This window comes from Marinifilum sp. RC60d5 (assembly GCF_052400665.1).
In the GTDB taxonomy this organism is placed as follows: domain Bacteria; phylum Bacteroidota; class Bacteroidia; order Bacteroidales; family Marinifilaceae; genus JBQTGK01.
The window spans coordinates 557,457-579,615 of record NZ_JBQTGK010000004.1; the positions used below are offsets into that span (position 1 = coordinate 557,457).

The following is a 22,159-nucleotide window of genomic DNA, read 5'->3' on the forward strand; positions in this document are numbered from 1 at the left end:
AAGCTTTTAGTAGAGATATCTTTAAAAATGCAGATTCTTTTTTAGTAAATAATTGATTGAATAGCTCTGGCCGGGATTTCGATTTCGGCAGCGATATTAGAACCAATATATAGTTTGTATTTTATATTTTGTTCTGATTTATTCATAACTACACTAATCATTTTTCCATTTTCGTTAATAAATGATGTGCTTTCCAGAAAGCTAATACTGGATACAGTACTTACTCTTTTTGCACCAGGGCGCACAAATTTAGAAAAATGTCCAATATAATAGTAGGAAGGAGTATAAATTAAGCTATCGGTTCTGGTATCAGCATGAATGGGAGCAAAACATAAGTTATTTACATGGTTTGGTCCACCTGTTTCATCTAAAAGAATATTCCAGTCGGTCCAACCAACTGTTCCGTAATTAAAATCGTTTATCATCGAGTGTCCATAGCGTTCAGCATTTGGCCAGTATTGGTATTTTGCAGGATCGAAGGCTTCGTTGCATCCTTCAGTAAACAGTAATTTTTTATCAGGATAGGCTTCCTGTATTTTTTGCAGATTGTTAAACATTGGTTCACCTTTTCGCCATGTTTCGTACCAGTGAAAACCTGTTCCCCATGCATATTTTGCTGCATCAGGATCATCCATAATTGTATTGGCACGGTGGGTAATTAAATCGCGGTTATGATCCCAAATTACAATATTTTTATTGCCCAAACCTTCTTTTTCTAAAGTAGGGCCAAGGTGATTTTTTAGGAAGTCGCGTTCTTCTTCGGCTGTATATATACAGGATTCCCAGCGTTGGGTAGCCATTGGTTCGTTTTGAATGGTAATACCCCAAACAGGTATTCCTTCTTTTTCGTAAGCTTTAATAAATTTTGCGTAGTACATTGCCCATGAGTCGTAATATTCTGGTAGTAGTTTGCCTCCGTTTAGCATGTTATTATTGTCTTTCATGAAAGCTGGAGGACTCCATGGACTTGCATAAAATAGGATAGAACCACCTGCTTTTTTAATGGCTCTATGAATCATTGGAAGGCGGTATTTTTTATCAATATCAATGGAAAAAGTTTTTAATTCTTTATCTCCTTCCTTGATGTAGGTAAAATTACCTTTGCTAAAATCACAGGCATGTATAGATGTGCGCATTAGGGAGTAGGCGATTCCTTCTTTGCTGTAATAGGCATTTAATAGTTCTTCTTGTTTTTCTTTTGATAGTTTTGCAAATACCTCTGCCGAGGCATCAGTTATGGCTCCTCCAATTCCAATAAAACTTTGAAAGGTGTTGTTTGGATTCACGAAAATTGAGTTTTCGGTTTCCAATGCTTGTTTCGATTTTTTGAATACAACTTCTCCTGTATTACTTAACCTTAAGTCGGTATCTTTTGCAGTGGTAACTATTTGAGCTATTTCACCTTCTGCAGTAAACTTTTTGTTATTTGTTGTATTTTTTAACGAATCTGGTTGTGAACAAGCAGTACATGCCATTAGTAGTATTACAGGAATAATATTTTTCATGATAAGGAGCTTTTTTATTTATGTATATAAGACTACCCCAGTTATGAGGTAGTCTTATTTTATGATTCAAATATTAAAAATAATTATTAATATCCAGGATTTTGATCTACTTCATCAATAGCATTGTTTGCAATAATTTCAGCTTGTGGAATTGGAAACAATTCATTTTTGTTTGCTTTGTAACCTAAGCTACCCAGCTCTTGGCTTGCTAAATCCCAACGGACTAAATCCCAATATCTGCTACCTTCAAAGGCCAATTCTAATTGTCTTTCGGTAACAATAGCCTGAAAAATATCATCAGAAGCTTCAATGTCTTCAAGTCCGGCACGATCTCTCACTTTGTTTAGCTCAATTAAAGCCAATCCATCCTGAGTAGAAAAATGGTATGCTTCGGCTGCCATTAATAAAACATCAGCGTAACGCATTAGACGCCAGTTAATAGTGTAGTTTAATTCAGGAACACCACTCTCGCTTGTATCAGAAGATTTAGTAACATATTTTAAACGCATATATCCTTCATAATCATGAGCATCAGGATCTTTTATTACACCACCTGTTTCTTCGAAATCAGCAGCTGAAATAAGTGTTGCATTTTTTCTTTCTGTATCTCCTGCATCCTCAAATGCTTTACCAATTTTTGCTGATGGTGAGTTGAAACCCCAACCATTTACGATATTAAGAGTTGAGTTTGCTACATCATAAACAGCATCTCTAGGACCTTGTAACTGAGCTTCAATATTACTTTCGTTTCCTCCACCCCAAGGAAAATTACCCCAATCGTAAGATTCCTGAGCAGTATATGAAATCTCAAACAATGATTCTTGTCCAAATTCTGATTCTTTAGACCATACATCAGCAAAATTAGGTTCCAAATCGTACTGAGTACTACTAATAACTGCTTTAAGTTGTGTTAAGGCATCGCTATATTTCTTTTGATACAGAAGCGCTTTACCATAGTATGCCTGAGCAGCACCTTTTGACATGCGATAACGATCGGCAGCACTATATTCGCTTTTTAGTGGTAGATCTGGAATTGCTTCGGAGAAATCTTTTTCTACTTGCGTATATATTTCTGCAGCAGTAGCACGAGGAAGATGATAATCAGCTTCGCTGGTTGGGTTAACAGTCATTAATGGTACTCCACCATATAATGTTACCAATTCGAAGTAGCAATATGCTCTTAAAGCTTTTGCTTCAGCTATCATCTCTTTTTTGCCATCGGTATCTGGTTCAACTAAATTAATAATTGTATTGGTTGAGCTAATTGTTTTATAAAAGTTAGACCAGATTAGTTTTAATTTGTCATTATCCGTTTGAATAGTGAAATCATCAATATTTTGATAACCAGTTTGATCACCTTCCGATGATCCGGCTAAACAGTCATCTGCCGGAAGGTTTTTTACAAAATAGACACTAGCCCAGCTACCACTTGAAAAATTGTTTTGCATGGCATTGTAAACACCAACAATGGCTAATTTTACTTCATCATCAGTATTTAGAAAGTCATCACTGGTAACACGACCTGTAGGATCAATCTCCAGGAATTCGTCTTCGTTACACGAAGAGCTGGAAATGGCGATGGCAATTCCCAATATATATTTTAATAATCTTAAATATTTCATTTTTTTTAGAATTTTAGTTCGTTTTTAATATTTAAACTAAATGCGGCTTAAAAATTAACTGATACACCGAAAATTACTTTTCCAGAGATAGGATAAATTCCTCGGTCTACACCTTGTCTGGTATTTGTAGAACTACCAGCTTCAGGATCTAATCCTTCGTAATCAGTAAATGTAAAGAAGTCGTCTAATGAAACAAATACACGAGCACGTTCGATACCTGCTTGCTGACTTACTGCTTTAGGAAGAGTATATCCTAATTGAATTTGTTTGATTCGCATATAAGAACCATCTGATACCATTAAATCGCTACGATAAACATAGTCGCTGGTATTGTCGGCAGCTGGTCGGCTTGCGTTAGTGTTTGTTGGTGTCCATCTGTCATCATACATGAATGATGGTTTGTTCGAGAATGGTCTGTCAGAACGGAACCAACCCATAAACACATCATTTCCTTTTGAACCTTGAATAAACAAGTTAAAATCGAAGCCTTTGTATTGTGCATTAAAAGTAGCACCGTAAAGCATATCTGGATGAGGATCGCCAATGTAAGTCTGATCGGCAGCAGAAATTTCACCATCTTCATTTACATCAACAACATTAGGTGCTCCTGTTGTTTGATCGATACCATCTGTTTTATAACCTTTAAAATACCATACTGGGTATCCTTTTTCGAACCATGTAAGATCGTAACCTCTTAGGTTATCACCAGCAATTGGTGAACCTGCTTGTTTGGTTACTTCGTTATCGAGAGTAGATAAGTTTAAGTTTACACTGTATTTAAACTCGTTGTCGTTGTTACGGTATCCTAATTCAAAATCGAAACCTTTGTTTTCAACAGAACCTGCATTTGAATATGGATATTCGTTACCAACAGATAAAGGACCTTGAGCTACGAAGATTAAATCTTTGGTTTTCTTTTTGTAGTAGTCCATCGAGAAGCTCAATTTTCCATCTAATGATCTTAAATCTAAACCAAGATCTAATTGTTCGGTAGTTTCCCAAACAAGGTTAGGGTTGATTAATTTATCAATTTCGGCTCCTGCCTGATAGCTATTAGTGGCATCTGGATATTGAATTCCTGAGAATACCCAGAATTCACGATCTTCGTTTCCAGGAAGGTTTGCTCTACTACCATTCTGTCCCCAACTACCTCTTAATTTTAAGTAGTCGATGCCATTAATATCGAAGAAATCTTCTTCAGATACAATCCAACCTAAGGAAGCTGCAGAGAATACAGCAGATTTATCGGTTGCTGGAAATGCATCGGCAGCATCACGACGAATTGAAAATTCAGCCATGTATCGATTCAAATAGTTATATGATAAACGACCGAAAAAAGAAGTCATTGTGTGGTTAACGTATCCACCGCCTGTTTTATCAAATTCGTCGGATGTAGTATGATCTTGATAAGCATACTGATCGCCTTCGGCAATCATTGGTCCAGAGTACATTGACCAGTTTGGTTCCTGATTTTCTTCAGCAGAATAACCAGCTAGTATTGTAAAGTCGTGATCGCCAACTTTTTTGTTGTAGGTTGCAAAGTTTTCCCACAACCAGGTGTACCATTTGTTAATATCATCACTAACAGAAGTAGCAGAGTTTTGATTCTCGCTAGAGAAGTAATAAGTTGGGGCCCACGAATGTTGAGTTTGATAAGTTAAATCCAATCCCACACGAGTGGTGAACGATAAACCTTTAATTGGCTTAACAGTTGCATAAGCCATACCTAAAACCTTATCCTGGGTAATTGTATTGTGATAAGTATCGAGTAGGGCAAGAGGATTTGCAGTTTCTCCAGTTACATATTGAGCCAAGCCATAGTAACGACCATTGCTATTTTTTAGTATTGTGTTGCCACCATCTAATAAACTTTGTACGTTATCAGGTGTTCCATCATAAGTTACCGGAGTAAGTGGATCAATTAAAAGAGCATTGTTAACAACACTTCTATATTCATCATCTTCACCAATGTATTTTTGTTTTGAGTGAGAGAAACTAAAGTTATTACCTACTTCTAACCACTCTTTCACACTACTTTTGGCATTAACACGAGCTGTAAATCTTTCATATTTTGCTTTCTCGTCGCCAACAATACCATTTTGAGAGAAGTAAGAACCAGAAATCATATAACTTGATTTTTCAGTACCTCCAGTATAGCTTAAGTGGTGTTTTTGCATAGGTGCAACTTCAAAAACTTCGTCTAGCCAATCGGTATCGGTACCGTTTTGTTCAACAGTGCCAGCGCCCGATTCAGTCATCCATTGCTGATATTCGTTAGCATTCATTAGGTCCATATCGCTTCTTGAGCTTTGGAAACCATATTGAAAATCGTAACTAATTTTTCCTTTGCCTGATTTTCCTGATTTGGTGGTAATAATAATAACACCATTTGCACCTTCGGTACCATAAATAGCAGCAGAGGCCGCATCTTTTAGCACATCGAATGATTCAATATCACTGGGATCGATGTTGTTGATATCGCCAGTTTTCATTCCATCAACAATAAATAAAGGATTCGAATTTCCGTTGGAGTTTACACCACGAATACGAATATTTGTTCCAGCTCCTGGAGAACCAGAGGTTGCAAGAACAGATACACCAGCAGTTCGTCCCTGAATTGCCTGATCGGCTCTAGAGGCAGGTGTGTTTTGAAGATCTTCACCTTTAACACTGGAAATAGATCCTGTGTTTAAAGCTTTTTTCTGAACACCATATCCAATTACAACAACTTCGTCTACACTTAGTGCATCTTCGAGCATTGTTACATTGATTGTAGTTTTATCGCCAACTAAAATTTCCTGAGTTGTGTGTCCGATAAAACTAAACACTATAACGTTTTCGGAATTTGCGGTAATACTGTAATCTCCGTCGATATTGGAGACTGTTCCTGTAGTGGTTCCCTTAAGAGAGATGTTTACACCTGGTAAGCCAATACCAGAAGAATCGATTATTTTTCCGGATATATTTTTGTCCGGATTTTGGGCAAAAACCAAGGCTGTATTTAACAGCACAGCAAGTAAAAGAAGGGCGGGTTTAAATAACCAATTGCCATTCATTTGCTTCATTTTCTTAAAGCAGGTTAGAGCTGCTCTTGAATTGTCAGATTTTTTCATAAATTTGAAATGATTCATTAGCGTTAATTTGTTATGGATTATTTGCCGGAAGGACAGGGCCAACAGATCTTTCCGGCATCTTTTATTTTTCATAATACTTATCAATTCCACAGGTTAAAAAAACAAGAGGAGCATTCCAGTTAATTGCAATTTCGTTGGTGGAATAACTACACTCTTTATCAATATAAGATTTAGAAGGGTAGTCAGATCTGATTATATCAGGTCCGCAATCGGTTCGTACAATTAAATTAGGTCCACCAACTAAAAAACCTGGAACTGGTTGGTTAACAGTGTCAGATGCAGATGGCCGGTGGTGAATATTAAGAGGGCTTAAGCTTCCAAAACCTGTGACAAAGCAATAAGCTGTTGCATTTCGGCCAAGCAAATAATCTAAACTTTCTCTTGCTGAGTTCAGGTATTTGGAATTCTTAGTAATTTGGTATGCAATAATTTTTATTATGCCTTGATTGGCAAATATAGAGTTGCTGCCCCAAACGTAATTTTGAATTGCTGTACGGTAAGGACTTTTATCTTCGAGTTTTATTAATTTGTCGGTGTATTTTATAAAATCTGCGTTTAGAACTTCAAATTCATCTTTTTTATTAGAGGTAAGAAGCGATATACTACCTAAAGTATTTACTTCTTGCCAGGCGGGAGTTTTACTTGTAGCTTTTGTCTTTTCAAGATAAGTTTTATAGGTTGTTTTGTCTGTTGCCAGATATAATTCAGCAGAAGCCCAAAACCATTCGTCTTTTAGTTTTGTATCGTCATAAGCCCCGGTTTGAATATCGGAAGGTTGCAGGTAATATTTTTTCGGATTTTTAAGCGCCCATTCCCAAGCTTTTTCCGATTGAACACGACAAGAATCAGCTAAGCCAGGTAAGTTTGAATCAAAATTGGCGAAAAGACGAGATGCATAAGCCATTGTTGCTGCGAAGTCTAAGGTTGCGGCCGTACTTTTTTGGACCAAATATCTCTTATTTACTGCATCGTGTGGCATAACAAAACCTTCAAAATTTTTGGTGGTTAATTTGTGATAAACTCCACCATCAAAAGGATCCTGCATAGTCATCATCCATCTTAAATTATACAATGCTTCGTCTAAAATATCAGGAATGTCATTATCTGATTCAGGAATATTCAGGTTTACTTCATTAAAATAATCTGTAAATGAACTGTAAGCTAATAGTAAGGTATAAGTGGAAATGCTGCTATTTACAATATACTTGTTGTAGTCTCCGGCATCGTACCATCCTTTAGGTGATGAGATAATGCTATTTTCAGGATGATTTTTGTCGGCTGCCGAGGCGTGATAATAAACAAGAGTATCGGGATGACCAGCCGGACGTGCCCACTTGCCTCCATGTATACTGTCAATATCTATTCCCGAGCGATTAAAATAAAAAGACTTAAGCGAAGCTTTTGCAAGTTTCGCGTAAGGTCTTTTTGAAATGATTATTTTATTTGAGATGATGCTGTCATTTATTACAATATAATAGGTTCCCTGATCTGTAACTTCTGAAAAATCGATAGATTGGACTGTGTCGCCAGATAAGGAACAATATTGTTTTGTTCCAGCAGCTTTTTCGAGTATGATTTTACCCTTGCTGTTTTTAATCTGAAACAGATTTGTATTTGTTCTGGTTATTGCTTTTTTAGGAGCATTGCATTCGTATCCAACTTGATTGATGAGAATAAGTTTCTCATTTGAAGAAACTGGTTTGATACTTTTTTTGCAAGAGTAAACCAATGCAATTAACGAAACAACAAAAAACAAAAGCGGTATATTATAATATCTGATTTTCATCTTTTAATAATATTTATCCTAATATGATTTTTACTTTATGAGTGCCTGTGCTATGTAAAGGAATAATATTGCCATTAATTATTTCTCCATCTACTTCCATTGATTTTACGCCTTTGTTAATTCCCTTAGGATTAGTGATTTCAATAATGTAGCTTGCTCCTCGAAATTGGCGTGTAATGGTATATTTTTTCCATTCTTTTGGAATGCAAGGATCAATTTTTAATCCATCGTAATCGGGTTGGATACCCAAAATGTATTGAGTAATTGCATAAAAATTCCATGATGCGGTTCCTGTTAGCCAGCTATTTTTTCCTTCGCCAGGTTTAAAGGCATCTTTTCCGGCTACCATTTGGCAATACACATAAGGTTCAACTTTGTGTAGTTCACTTATTTCTTCGAGATAAGCTGGACATATTTTTCGGAAATATTCCCATGCCTGATCACCTCTTCCTAAAAGTGTTTCACCAATAATTATCCATGGATTGTTATGGCAGAAGATACCTGCGTTTTCTTTGTATCCGGCAGGATAGGTTGATATTTCGCCATATTCAATTTTATACTCGGTAAATGCTGGGTTGTTTAGAACAATACCATAAGGAGTATCGAGCATTTCTTTTACGCTATTTAGTGCTTTTTCGGGCATATTATCTTCAACTCCAATTTCTGCCATACTGCACCAGCCTTGCGATTCGATAAATATTTTGCCTTCTTTGTTTTCTTTAGAGCCTACTTTGTTACCAAAATAGTCATAAGCTCTTAGGTACCAATCTCCATCCCATCCATTTTTCTTAACAGCTTCGCACATGTTGTTCACATGATTTTGAGCTTTTTGGGCATCTTTTTCTTTTCCTATTTTTTTGCATAGGGTAACATATTCTTTTCCATAAACTACAAAAAGTCCGGCAATCATTAATGATTCGGCTGTTCTTCCTTTTTTGTTTCCTGTGGTTTGGAAAGACTCGTTAGGATTGTTCGAAAAGCAGTTTAGGTTCAAGCAATCGTTCCAATCGGCACGACCAATTAAAGGCAGATTATTAGGACCTAAATTATTAACTACGTGATAGAATGAAACATGTAAATGATCGAATAAGCTTTTAGCTTTGCTGGCATCATTATCGAAAGGAACTTGTTCTTCTAAAATTGAAAAATCGCCTGTTTCTTTTATGTAGCATGTTACCGATAAGATTAACCACAACGGATCATCATTAAAATCGCCTCCTAAGGCATGATTCCCCATTTTTGTTAAGGGTTGATATTGATGATAGCATCCGCCATCTTCGAATTGTGTTGCTGCAATATCTAGGATTCGTTCGCGTGCCAATTCTGGAATTTGATGTACAAAACCAATTAAATCCTGATTAGAATCTCGGAATCCCATGCCACGACCAATTCCACTCTCGAAGAAACTTGCGCTTCTCGACATGTTAAAGGTGACCATGCATTGGTACTGATTCCAAATGCTAACCATTCTGTTTAGTTCGGTTTCTTTACTTTCCAGGTTAAATTTATTAAGTAAGTTTGACCAGTAAGTTTCTAAATTGGCGAAAGCGGCATTGACTTTTTCCGTCGTGTCAAATTTTGCTATCATTTCATTTGCCCTGGTTTTATTGATTACGCCTTTAGATTCCCATTTTTCTTCGTCTTTGTTCTCTACATATCCTAAAATGAATACAAAGTCTTTTTCTTCGCCCGGCTGTAATTCAACTTCGATGTAATGAGATGCAACAGGCGACCATCCGTGAGCAATGCTGTTTCCAGCTTCTCCATTTTCAATTGCCTGTGGTTTTTCGAATCCATTGTGCATGCCAATAAAGCTTTCGCGATCGGTATCAAATCCATTAATCTTAGAATTTACAGAAAAGAATGCGTAATGGTTTCTTCTCTCTTTGTATTCTGTTTTATGATAAAGTGCTGATCCTTCCACTTCCACTTCACCTGTAGAAAGGTTACGTTGAAAATTGGTCATGTCGTCTTCAGCATTCCAAAGGCACCATTCTGCAAACGAAAAAAGTTTTATTTTTTTTACTTTATCGGTTTCATTTTTTAGTTTTAACAAGTGTATTTCTCCCATATAATCGAGAGGAATAAAGCATAGTAGATTGGATGAAAGTCCATTTTTACTACTTAAAAAACGAGTATAGCTAAGACCATGACGGCATTCGTATTTGTCTAGTTCCGTTTGTGTTGGTTTAAAGCCTGGATTCCAAGTGCACTCCTCATCTTTTATATAGTAGTAACGTCCGCCCATATCAACAGGCACGTTATTGTAACGATATCTAGTTAATCTTCTAAATTTCGCATCTTTATAAAAAGTGTATCCTCCCGCTGTATTTGATATCAAACCAAAAAAATCTTTATTTCCCAGATAATTAATCCATGGGAAAGGTGTTTTTGGTGATGTAATCACATACTCTCTATTGGTGTCATCAAAGAAACCGTACTTCATAATACTTTAATTAAAATGTTTATTTTATAAAGTGTATATCACTTTTTGTATTCTTTATAGTCTGTTATTTTGTAGCCTACGGCTTTGTAATTCTGTTGTAATCTCATCCATTTTGTTCTGATCCAGAGGATAAATAGTCATGAAAATCGCACCAACAAAAGCAATAATTGCCGGCACCCAACTCATGAGCATTTTAATACCAGGAATTGCTCCTTGTATTGCCAGATGATCTTGTCCATTATAGTGAAAAGCTGCCAATATAAATCCTATGATTGCACCTGCTATGCCCCCACCAAATTTCGTAGCAAAGGAACCAGCAGAGTAAACCAATCCTGTGGCACGTCGTCCATTTTTAAATTCAGAATAATCAGCAGCATCACCAAGCATGGCAAAAAACAAGGTTGGAAATATGGCTGCAGCGAATTCAGATACAATACCTAAAATAAAAATGGCACTTATATCGTTGGGGCCACAAAATATAATGGATGCATTTATTAGTCCGGAAAATACTAAGGCATAGATGAAAAGCTTTTTCTTACCTATTTTTTTACTTAATGGAGCAGTAAGCATGGCACCAGCAATTGATGCAAACATTAATGCAACCATAAAAGAAGCTGCCAACAGTTGATTGTGCAGGTAATGTGTAAAATAGATGACTACAATGCCTTGTTTTATGGAATTGTAAATGCTGAATAGTAAACCAATCGTTAATAATACCAGCCATGGTTTATTTTGAATTAAATCTTTAAGATCTTTTCGTAAATTACTTTTCTGCGTCTTGGGAGGTTTAACCCTTTCTTTTGTAGTCCAAAAGGTTATGAACATGAACAAGGATAAAAAAGCTGACATTAAATATATTGAATAGCTATACCCACTTTTTTGATCGATAATAACAATATCTTTTTTTGTAATATTTTTTTCACCCGAAACAATAAATGAATAGGGCTTATTAGCTTCTACCGAAAAACTTTTATCATGCGTTAGTGTATCTTTGATTCCTTCCCAAGAAAATTTTGCGATTCCATCTTTAGTTTTGATATTAACATTTGCAACATCTGCAGGAGCAGAAACAACAACTTGAAATTTATCTTTTAAAAGTTCATTTACTTGAATATCAGGATTGATATTTCCAAAATGTGCAACTAAATAAAGTAAAGCTCCTTGAACAAGCATTCCACCAGCAAAAGCACCTACCATACGATACGATCCAATACTGGTTCTCTCTTTATCATCTCCAGTCATAACAGCCATTAATGCACCATAAGGAATATTATTAGCCGTATAAATGAGTGTAAAGAGAATATAAGTTAGGTAAGCATAAATAATTTTACCTGTTGGACCTAGATTTGGAGCAGTAAAGAGTAGAGATAAAATGACGCCTAGAGGAATTGCTGTAAACAATATCCAAGGTCTGAATTTTCCATATTTTGTATTGGTGCGATCTCCTGCAATGCCAATTAAGACATCACTAACTCCATCAGAGAAGCGGGCTACCAGCATTAACAAACCAACTGCTGCAGGATTGATACCAAAAACATCGGTGTAAAAAATAAAAAGAAATGTAGCTACACCTCTCCATGCAATATTAGCTGCGCCATCGCCAAGAGCATAACCTAATTTTTCTTTTATTGATATTTTGTAGGAATTCGACATTTCTTTTGTTTAGACTGTAAAATCAAATAATTCTTTTTTTGTTTTTTCGTAAGCATCTCTGCTAAAAACATAAAGTCGAGCTGGTTTATGAGCTACGCCTTTTTGTTTTTCGTCGGTGGGAATGAGATATTTCATACGAGCAATTTTCTTTCTAAAATTTCTTTTGTCGAGTTTTGTTCCCAATATTACTTCGTAAACATGTTGCATTTCGGTTAAGCTAAATTTTTCGGGTAATAGCTCAAATCCAATTGGTTCGTGTTTTATTTTGTTTCGTAGTGCTATTAGTGCTTCGTTTAGTATTTGATTGTGATCAAAAGCCAGTTCTCCAACTTCAGATAGTGGAACCCATTTTACATTTCTACCTTTCCATTCCAATGTTACTTTTTGGGCAGATAAAAGAGAGAAAAATCCAATTGATACAATTCGTTTATCTGGATCGCGGCCATCGTGTAATAACCATTTTCTATCGTTTTCTTTTTTTAATCGATCGGGATGTGCGAATGCTTTAAATTGATTAAGAAAAACATTTTTTAGTCCTGTTAAATCAAATAGTACCCGATATGCAGCTTCGTCGATAGTTTCATCTTCGAACAAGTGATTACCTGTTAATGTTAAATCTGTAAAGTCAATTTCTCCTGTTTTTGGATTGGTAAGTGTCCTATCCACAAGAAGAACTTGCAGCTCTTTGTCATTGTATCCAAAAATGACACAATCGACTGAAATATATTGATTTAATATTCTTTTTGTTGTCATTAGTATTTTTTGTTGCTAGTGTGTTATTATGAAACGTGTAAAAACTACACTAACTAATTATGATGCTAATGTAAAATGTTTTTTTTAGAAAGTCAAAAAAGATTTTTGATAATTCGAAAACGTATGCGCAATCAAATTGTAAAAAGTACACTAAGTAGGCCTGTTTTTCTAGCTCTAGAGAATGAGTATGAGAATTAATGATCTTTGCTTAATTAGAATCAATAAAAATAATAAGTATGCTTTGGAAGGGGATTTTACAAATGAAGGTTTGGAAATAAATTGATCTTACGCACTAAAAAGTGTAGATAATTAGGAGCACAAGTTGGAGTTAGGCAATAAGCTTGTATTGTAATAGTTTCGCAATTAAGCTTACTTACTATACTTTTTTAAAATTTGCTCTGTATTCTAGTGGTGAAACTTTGCTTATGCTTTTAAAACATTGATTAAAATAGGCAATGGAACTAAATCCGCATTCAAAGCCAATTTCGTTAGAGCTTAAATTGGTATTAATCAGGAGTTGCTGAGCAAAATCGATTCTGGTTTCTTTAACAAATTGGGAAAAGGTTTTGTGAGTTACTTTTTTAAAAAATCGACAAAAGGAACTCACGTTCATTTCGGCTAGTTCCGCAGCTTTTTGCACCTTAACATCAGCCATATAATTATTCATTACATATTCGTGAACTTTTTTTATTCTGTTCGATTTGGTCACAAAAAGGCTGTCAAAATAGTCTTTTGATACTATGGGTTCGTAATGTCCTTTTTGGAATAAATCAAGCACTTTAATAAGATATAGTAAACGATCAATACCTTGATAATTCGGGAAATCGCAAATAAGGTTTAAGATTTCAATATTTGAATTAGTGGGCGAATATCTTAAACCATATTTAGCTGTGTTTAAAAGGGTTTGGATGGATTTCATTTCTGGTAAACCAGCAAAGCGAGTGCCAAATATAGAGCGGTCGAATTGTATGTAAACCGATTCGCAATGTTCATTATTATCAGGTTCAAAAAAAGTAGGATCAGAAAACCAGGCATGAGGTAAATTGCTGCTGATAAGAACTAAATCTCCAACGGCAAATCTACTTGTATTATCACCAACTACTCTTGTGCCGTATCCTTTTGTAATTAGTAGTAGTTCGAATTCGTTATGATAATGCCACGACCGTTCAAAGTATTTTGCCGAATATGTTCCTACATAAAAAGAATGACCTTTGTTCAATTTTATTTTTTCAATGTTTGGTATCATGTTAAGTGTATTTACCCTGTATGGCTTTGTATGCAAATATAACTAAATACTTAGCAATTATTAGAAAAATATTGCAATCGATATAATTTAATATTGTACCAATAAAAATCCATAAGGCCATTTTAATTTTTAGATCAATTATTATTGACCTTATAAAAACAAACTAATTAAAAACCCAAATAATGAATTGTGATTTACAAAGTAAGTTTAATGAACTTTATCAGGCAAAACCTAAATTTTTAGCTTATTCCCCAGGACGAGTGGACTTAATGGGAAGTCATACCGATTATAATCATGGTTATGTAGTAACCATGCCAATTAATTTGGAAATAGAATGTGCTTTTACACCCAATGATACAGGAGTTGTCGATTTGTATTCGTGTGATTTTAATACAACAATTAAAATTGATACCAAAACCGGAGAAATGATTGAAGGGGATGATTGGGGAAAATATGTAAGTGCAGTAGCAAAAGTTCTGATTGATGAAGGACATAAGCTGAAATCTTTTACAGGAGCATTTTGTAGTACGATACCTGTAGGTTCGGGCTTATCGAGTTCTGCCGCTTTAGAAGCAACAATGATGGCAATTTTGGCGCAGGTTTCAGGTTTTGAGCTAGATAAGAAAACAATGGCTTTATTGAGTCAACGTGCCGAGAATGTTTATGTAGGTGTTAATTGTGGAATTTTAGATCAGTATTCGGTAATTTTTGGGGAGCGTCATAAAGCTATTAAATTAGATTGTCGTGAGTTATCGCACATTCAGGTTGCATGGCCAAAAGATTTAATGGTAGCTATTTGTAATACTAATAAGCCACGAACTTTGCATGGTTCGGAATACGACGATAGAAGAGCGCAATGCGAAGAAGCTGTGTGTGAATTTGCTAAAATTGACAGTAAAATTACTCACTTACGCGATGTAAGTATTGAGTTTTTCCACGAGCATAAAGATAAACTATCAGAAGGAGCAGCTAAACGTGCTCAGTTTATTATTGAAGAAAATAATCGTACTCACGAATTGGAAGAAGCTCTTACAAATGCAGATTATCCTTTATTGAAAGATGTTTTTAATCGTTCTTTCGAAGGAGCCAGAGATTTATTTGAAATTGCAAATGATGCCATGGAGCAGATGTATAAAGCAATGTCAACAGCTCCGGGTGTAGTTGCTTCGCGTCAGGCAGGTGCTGGATTTGGAGGTTGTATGGTATCGCTTATCTACAAAGATAAATTAGAAGAGTTTAAAAAAGGAGTATCCGATACTTATAAGGAATTAACAGGAATAGAGTGTGAGATTTATGGTGTTAAAACAGCAAAGGGAACTCATATTGAATCTGCAGAATAATAAAAATATAATAAATCAATAATATGACTAAGAAGGAAGTTATTAAAATGGTATTGGATGGCAAGAAACCTCCTTATGTACCTTGGGATTGTAAATTTACCATAGAAGCACTTGAAAAAATGAAAAAGCACTATGGTGAGGATGTTGATGTAGAAAAGCTGGTTGATAATCATTTTATAAAGCTTGGTCAGTCTAGTGGTTTTAAGATTGATATTGGTAAGGATAGAAAGAAAGATATTTTTGGAACTATCTGGAATATGAGTCTTGAAAAAGATATTGGGAATGTTGAAGGTCTTGTTCTTCCGGAGCCAACGCTTGAAGGGTATGAATTTCCCGATCCTGAAAATCCAATTTTATATGCGGGTATTGAAGAAAAAATAGCTGCCAATAAAGACAAATTTGTTTTGTATAGTATTGGATTTAGCTTATTTGAGCGCTATTGGTGTCTTCGTGGCATGGAAAATGCTTTTATGGATTTTATGATGTATCCTGATTTTGTGAAAGATTTAATGCGCAAAATCGCTGATTTTAATATTGCTGTAATTAAAAATGTTTGCGAGCGCTATCCCGAGGTTGATGGTATCTATTTTGGAGATGATTGGGGTTCGCAAAAGAAACTGTTAATGGGCAAAGAGGTTTGGATGGAATTTATTTATCCCGAATTAAAACGAATGTATGCTAATACCAAGTCTTATGGAAAGTACCAGTTAATTCACTCTTGTGGCGATATTGCTGAGATTATTCCTGAGCTTATCGAAGCTGGTGTTGATAGTATCAATCCATTTCAGCCCGAAGTTCTCGATGTAGACGAATTACTCTCTACCTACAGAGGAAAGGTAACATTTCATGGAGGACTTTCAACTCAAAAAACTTTGCCTTATGGCAGTGTTGAAGATGTTGTAAAAGAAACAAAACACCTACTCGATTTAGGAAAAGAAGGAAGTTATATCTTTTGTCCTTCGCATGCAACAGAAGGAGATACTCCGATCGAAAATATTGTTGCATTTATTGATTTGATACTCGCACAAAAGCGATAATAACGTAAATATATCAAATGTATGTTCTTAATAGACCGAAAATAAACACATAGTAAAATAATAGATCGGTTTTGTTTAAAAAGAGGGCATAATTGTATGAAGTAATGAATTGTATTGGAAGTACTTTTACAAAAGTATTTGAGTCAACTAAATAAAAGGAAAATGGAAGAGTTATTTGAACAACTAGCATATTGTATTGAATTTGGTAAAATTAATAAGCAATCCCCTTATCCTCCTACTATGAAAGATCAGGAAGGTGCCGATGAAATTACTTTGCAACTACTTAATAAAGAAGTATCTGCAGATGATATTCTTCAAAAAGCCCTTATTGTTGGGATGGAAAAAGTAGGAATTAAATTTCGTGAAAATAAAGTGTTTGTGCCACAGGTTTTAATGTCGGCTAAAGCTATGGATGCCGCAATGGTTCATTTAAAACCACATTTTGCCAACAATCCGGGAACGCAAAAAGGAACTTTTATTATTGGTACTGTAGAGGGAGATTTACATGATATAGGTAAGAATCTTGTTGCTATGATGGTAGAAGGAAATGGTTACGAGGTTATTGATCTTGGAACAGATGTGAAGGCCGAAACGTTTATTGAGGCAGCAGAAAAAAATCCGGGAGCAGTGCTTGGTTTGTCTGCTTTGCTAACGACTACCATGAATAATATGGAAAAAATTACGTTAGCAATAAAAGATCATAATAAAAGCATTACGGTTTGTGTAGGTGGTGCTCCTGTTAATCAGGAATTTTGTGAAAGAATTGGTGCAGATAATTACAGTGCAGATCCTCAGGGGACAGTTGAGTTTTTAAATAGAACGGTAGCGTAATTGATCTAATAAAAGTTGAAATTGATAAGGATACTACTATGAAAGGTTTAGAATTAATAAAAAAAGCAATGCGTCTCGAAGAGGTGGAGCGTATTCCATGGGTTCCCTTTGTAGGAGCACATGCAGGCGAATTGCTTAATATGACAGCAACTGAATATTTAAAATCAGCCGATAATATTGTTAATGGTGTTAATAAAGCGATTGAACTATACAATCCTGATGGGATTCCAGTTGCTTTCGATCTGCAAGTAGAAGCCGAAGCTTTGGGTTGTAAATTAGCTTGGGCCGATGATAATCCACCTGCAGTAATTTCGCATCCATTAAAAGAGGGTGTAAAGCTTGAAGAAATGAAAGTGCCATGTTCTTGTAAAGCACGAATTCCAATGCTTATGGAGGCAACTCAGCGATTGCGTGAGCAGCATCCCGATTTGGCTCTTTATGGACTTATTACCGGACCATTTACATTGGCTCTTCACTTACTGGGTACCGATATCTTTATGGATATGATGATGAACCCGGACGGAACTCACAAGCTAATGCGTTTTGCAACTGATGTTGCCAAAATGATGGCAGGAAATTATATAGAAGCTGGAGCTGATGTGATAGCCATTGTTGATCCTATGACCAGTCAGATTGATCCGATGAGTTTTGAAACATTTGTAAAGCCTTACGTGACAGAGATTAACGATTATATTCGTGAGGCAGATGCACTTAGCTCATTTTTTGTATGTGGTAACGCGCAACAAAATATTGAGGTGATGTGTCAGACTAAGCCTGATAATATTTCTATCGATGAAAATATACCTTTGGATTATGTTCGCGATATGGCCTTAAAGCATAATGTAAGTTTTGGAGGTAATATGAAACTTACCGTTGTATTGTTAATGGGAGATGAGGATGCTTCGCGTCGTGATGCTCTAGAGTGCATGGATATTGGCGGTAAAAAAGGATTTATTTTAGCTCCAGGTTGCGATTTGGCTATGGCTACACCGGTTAAGAATCTTCAGGCTGTAGGCGAATTAGTGAATGATGAAGTCCTGCAAGGGGAATTACGTGCTTCGGAAGCTACAAATGTTGAAATTGAAGAACTCGATTTATCGACTCACTGGAGCAAAGACAAAGTGGTGATTGATGTAGTGACTTTAGATTCTTCATCTTGTGCACCCTGTCAGTACATGTACAATGCCGTGGTTCGTGCATCGGAGAAGTTTGGCGATAAAGTAATTTTTAAAGAGCACAGCATAAAAGAAAAAGAAGGCGTTCAAATGATGGCAACCTTAGGTGTACGTGCAATTCCAACAATTGTAATAGACGGTAATGTTGAATTTGCATCACAAATACCACCACTTAGTGATATTGAAGCTAAAATAGAAGAATATTTAGCTAAGAAATAATATAAGTAAGATATTAGTGATAGGGACACGAAGTACGCAAGAGTTAGTTGATAGTTTTTTGTGAGCTTCGTGTTTTGTTTGATAATAGTAATTTTGCAATTAATAATATGGCTGCATTTAATTTGATTACAGGTTTTTTAGGAAGTGGGAAAACTACACTTTTAAGTAACTTACTGCAAGAGTTGTCGCCCGGGAAAAAAATTGCTGTTATTCAAAATGAATTTGCAGCTTCGGGTATCGATGGAAAAGAGCTTAAACATAAGAGTGAAGGATTTAAATTGGTTGAGATCAATAATGGATCTGTGTTTTGTGTGTGTCAGCTCCATACTTTTGTGCAAAGTATGCAAACATTAATCGAAGAATATCAGCCAGAATTGATCTTTTTGGAAGCATCAGGGTTGGCCGATCCAATAAGTATTGTTGAGTTACTTCAAACCGATCAGCTTAAAGATATTGTTAGCCTGGATAAAATTATTAGCTTAGTTGATGGTCCTAATTTTTTTAAAGGCTTACGTTCTTTGGTACGTTTTAAGCATCAGATTATGATAGCTGATAAAATTATTTTGAATAAAATAGATTTAATTAATGATGAGACGAATGAGGCCATTCATAAAGAGTTAAAACTACTTAATCCTTACGCCGAAATAATTCTTACTACTTATGGCAGGGTAAATTGGGAAGCCCTTGCTGTGAATGATACAATAAAAAGTAAAGCTGCACAAGAATATAAAGGGCAGGAATCAGAAGGTAGACCCGATATGAAAGCTTGTGTTTTACGAACTCACGATAAGATATCGGATGAGCAATTAAGAAACTTTATTGAAGAATTGCACTGGCAATGTCCTCGTATTAAAGGGCATGTTAATTTAAATGATGGACGTGTAATATCTGTTCATTCTGTTTTTGATTCTATGGAATTTGTAATCCTGGAAAATTATGTTGGACCTAGCGAATTAATTGCTTTTGGAGATAATTTAATGGTAACAGATTTGAGAAAGAAATTCAAAAAATACAGCACAAAAAATAGCATGTAAATAAAGATTAATCCTAATAATTAAAAGTGAATAAGACAAAATCAAAACACCTTAATTTTCAGCTTAAAGATCTGGCAATAAGTGTTGAGTTAATGGAAGAATTGGCTCGCATAGACGATAGTATGCCCGATTATTCAAAATTTCTTGAAAATGAAATTGTCAACAGTCTTTCTCCTTCTAAGATTGAAGGCGGTTATGTAATTATGCCAGCTCAGGTTAATAAAAACACTGTAGTTGTTGGTAATAATACTTTTGAAGTGGGAGAATCGATAGCAAAAAAATATACAAATAGTACTCATATTGCTATTTTTACTTGTACTGCAGGTAAATTGGTAAGTAAACGAATTCAGGAATTAAATTCTCAGGGTCTTATTCTGGAAGCTTATCTGGTTGATTTGTTAGGTTCGGTGATGGTTGAAAAAGCCATGGATAACTTACAGAGCATATTAGAGGATGAATGTGCTTTAGAAAAACAAAATATTAGTAATCGATATAGCCCAGGGTATATGGACTGGAATGTAATGGAACAGAGAATGTTATTTGACTTATTGCCAGATAATTTTTGTGGCATACAGTTAAGCGAATCTTGTTTAATGACACCCGTAAAATCGATTAGTGGTTTTATTGGTATTGGTGAAAAAGTTCGTTTTCAGAAACATGCCTGCCATTTCTGTAATAGTACCAATTGTATATATCGTAATTCAAAAAAGCATTGCTAATGTCCATAATATTTATTCATCAACAAGGAAAAGTATATAAAATAAATTATAAGACTGGCGAAAGCTTGCTAAAGATATTACAGGATAAGGATATTGTGATTGCTGCTCCCTGCGGAGGAAAAGGAACCTGCGGAAAGTGTAAGCTAAACGTAGATGGAGAAGGAGAAGTATTGGCTTGCTGTTATTATCCGAATACTGATATTCATGTGCATTTGCCCGATACACAGGAAGCTCATATATTGAGTTCGAATCTGGCTAAACATGAATTTAAAATTGAAAAACAGGCGACTTATGCTTTTAAGGAATATGGATTAGCTATTGATATTGGAACCACTAGTGTAGTATTTTATTGGGTAAATTATTTATCGGGTAAAATAGATAGAATTCAAGGCATAGAAAATCCGCAAGTACAATTCGGAGCCGATGTAATTACAAGAATTAACTATTGCTCAAAAGAAGAAAGTCTTTTAAAATTACAGATGCTTATTGTAGGTGCAATAAATAATGAAATTAGTGAATATTTAAAGGAGCAGCCAGCAGTTATTCTTAAAAAAATATCGGTAGCAGCCAATACTTGTATGTTACATTTGCTTAATGGTGTAAACCCTATGCCTATGGCTTTAGCTCCATTTATCCCTCCTTTTATTCATTCAAAAGAACTTGTTTCGTCTACTTTGGGAATACGTACAAAAAATGATGTTATGATTCATTTGCTACCTTCGGCTTCTGCTTTTGTTGGAGCAGATATTGTAGCGGGTATTAGTTCTTTAAATCCGCCTGAGAATAGTAAAAATTATTTATTTCTGGATATTGGTACCAATGGAGAAATGGCTGTTGTTACTCCCAATAAAATTTATGCATGCGCTACAGCTGCAGGGCCAGCGTTCGAAGGTGCTACTATAGAATGTGGAATGGGAGCTTTCGAAGGAGCTATTTCTGTGTACAATAAAAAAGGATATCAAACCATAGGAAATAAATTACCCATAGGGATTTGTGGTTCGGGACTAATTGATATTATGGCTTATCTTCTGGAGGAAGGACATGTTGGAACCGATGGTAATTTAAATGAAGATTTTATATTGGCAAGTACAGCAGAATCGGGTTCCAAACATCCGGTATGTATTACTCCTAGAGATATTCGCGAAGTGCAACTGGCAAAAAGTGCCATTTTTACAGGTGTTAAATTGTTGTTGCAGGAAGCTAATTTGTCTTATGAACAGTTAGATTCGGTTTATCTGGCCGGTGGTTTCGGAAATTATATGAATCCTGATAGTGCGCTTAGGATAGGATTAATTCCTGGCAGTGAAAAAGTACCTATTGTACCGGTGGGAAATACATCAGGTGCGGGTGCAGTATTGCACGTAAGCAATAGTAAATTTACTGATAAACTGGAAGATACACTTGCCAAAATGAAAATTATCGACCTGTCTGCACATCCTGATTTTGAGCTCGAATTTGCTATGAATATGTATTTTTAGGAGGTGTTTTTGTTTTTATGTAAATGGTAAGCTAGTTAAGGTCTTACTGATAAACCTAGTATTAATAATTTAAAACTCCTTTTATACTTTGTAAAAAAAAGGATGTGTTATTGTTTTAAGAATAAGTATTCATGATAAAATTAGAATATAGTATCTGCATCATTTTATAGGCTGAGAATAA

The 22,159-nt window shown here is 35.4% G+C and carries 15 protein-coding genes; 7 read left to right on the top strand and 8 right to left on the bottom strand.

What is annotated here, in order from left to right; genetic code table 11:
• Nucleotides 1-41 precede the first annotated feature (41 nt).
• The 8 genes from ACT3CE_RS12420 to ACT3CE_RS12455 all read right to left on the bottom strand — a co-directional run bounded on the left by ACT3CE_RS12420 (nt 42) and on the right by ACT3CE_RS12455 (nt 14,145).
• Complete coding sequence (locus tag ACT3CE_RS12420) at nt 42-1,505, bottom strand: glycoside hydrolase family 30 protein (RefSeq protein ID WP_444710085.1); 1,464 nt, start codon at nt 1,503-1,505, stop codon at nt 42-44.
• An 86-nt stretch (nt 1,506-1,591) separates the two neighbouring features.
• Nucleotides 1,592-3,127, bottom strand: coding sequence for a RagB/SusD family nutrient uptake outer membrane protein (locus tag ACT3CE_RS12425; protein WP_444710086.1), 1,536 nt, complete (start codon nt 3,125-3,127; stop codon nt 1,592-1,594).
• Nucleotides 3,128-3,174: 47 nt separating this feature from the next.
• Nucleotides 3,175-6,240 carry a SusC/RagA family TonB-linked outer membrane protein gene (locus ACT3CE_RS12430; RefSeq protein ID WP_444710087.1) on the bottom strand — a complete coding sequence of 1,022 codons (3,066 nt, stop codon included), beginning with the start codon at nt 6,238-6,240 and terminating at the stop codon, nt 3,175-3,177.
• An 82-nt stretch (nt 6,241-6,322) separates the two neighbouring features.
• On the bottom strand, nt 6,323-8,047 hold the full coding sequence (locus tag ACT3CE_RS12435) for a glycoside hydrolase family 9 protein (RefSeq protein ID WP_444710088.1): 1,725 nt from the start codon (nt 8,045-8,047) through the stop codon (nt 6,323-6,325).
• A gap of 13 nt (nt 8,048-8,060) precedes the next feature.
• Entirely contained in the window at nt 8,061-10,493 is a 2,433-nt protein-coding gene (locus ACT3CE_RS12440) for a GH36-type glycosyl hydrolase domain-containing protein (RefSeq protein WP_444710089.1), read from the bottom strand.
• A gap of 54 nt (nt 10,494-10,547) precedes the next feature.
• Entirely contained in the window at nt 10,548-12,146 is a 1,599-nt protein-coding gene (locus ACT3CE_RS12445; protein WP_444710090.1) for an MFS transporter, read from the bottom strand.
• A gap of 9 nt (nt 12,147-12,155) precedes the next feature.
• Nucleotides 12,156-12,899 carry an NUDIX hydrolase gene (locus tag ACT3CE_RS12450; protein ID WP_444710091.1) on the bottom strand — a complete coding sequence of 248 codons (744 nt, stop codon included), beginning with the start codon at nt 12,897-12,899 and terminating at the stop codon, nt 12,156-12,158.
• A gap of 376 nt (nt 12,900-13,275) precedes the next feature.
• Complete coding sequence (locus ACT3CE_RS12455) at nt 13,276-14,145, bottom strand: AraC family transcriptional regulator (protein ID WP_444710092.1); 870 nt, start codon at nt 14,143-14,145, stop codon at nt 13,276-13,278.
• Between the two features lie 182 nt (nt 14,146-14,327).
• Here ACT3CE_RS12455 and galK point away from each other — a divergent pair, with 182 nt between their 5' ends.
• The 7 genes from galK (at nt 14,328) to ACT3CE_RS12490 (ending at nt 21,978) form a co-directional block, all read left to right on the top strand.
• Nucleotides 14,328-15,485, top strand: a complete 1,158-nt coding sequence (gene galK / locus ACT3CE_RS12460) for a galactokinase (RefSeq protein WP_444710093.1) — start codon at nt 14,328-14,330, stop codon at nt 15,483-15,485.
• Between the two features lie 23 nt (nt 15,486-15,508).
• Entirely contained in the window at nt 15,509-16,522 is a 1,014-nt protein-coding gene (locus tag ACT3CE_RS12465; protein WP_444710094.1) for a uroporphyrinogen decarboxylase family protein, read from the top strand.
• A 162-nt stretch (nt 16,523-16,684) separates the two neighbouring features.
• A complete protein-coding gene (locus ACT3CE_RS12470; protein WP_444710095.1) occupies nt 16,685-17,353 on the top strand; it encodes a cobalamin B12-binding domain-containing protein in 669 nt (222 codons plus the stop codon).
• Between the two features lie 38 nt (nt 17,354-17,391).
• A complete protein-coding gene (locus ACT3CE_RS12475) occupies nt 17,392-18,747 on the top strand; it encodes a uroporphyrinogen decarboxylase family protein (protein WP_444710096.1) in 1,356 nt (451 codons plus the stop codon).
• Between the two features lie 107 nt (nt 18,748-18,854).
• Nucleotides 18,855-19,781, top strand: coding sequence for a GTP-binding protein (locus tag ACT3CE_RS12480; protein ID WP_444710097.1), 927 nt, complete (start codon nt 18,855-18,857; stop codon nt 19,779-19,781).
• A gap of 26 nt (nt 19,782-19,807) precedes the next feature.
• Nucleotides 19,808-20,500: a vitamin B12 dependent-methionine synthase activation domain-containing protein gene (locus ACT3CE_RS12485; RefSeq protein ID WP_444710098.1), complete on the top strand. Its 693-nt coding sequence runs from the start codon at nt 19,808-19,810 to the stop codon at nt 20,498-20,500.
• The gene (locus ACT3CE_RS12490; RefSeq protein WP_444710099.1) at nt 20,500-21,978 is read left to right on the top strand and encodes an ASKHA domain-containing protein; all 1,479 of its coding nucleotides are present in this window, start codon (nt 20,500-20,502) and stop codon (nt 21,976-21,978) included. Before ACT3CE_RS12485 ends, ACT3CE_RS12490 begins: the two co-directional genes overlap by 1 nt.
• The last annotated feature ends 181 nt before the right edge of the window (nt 21,979-22,159 follow it).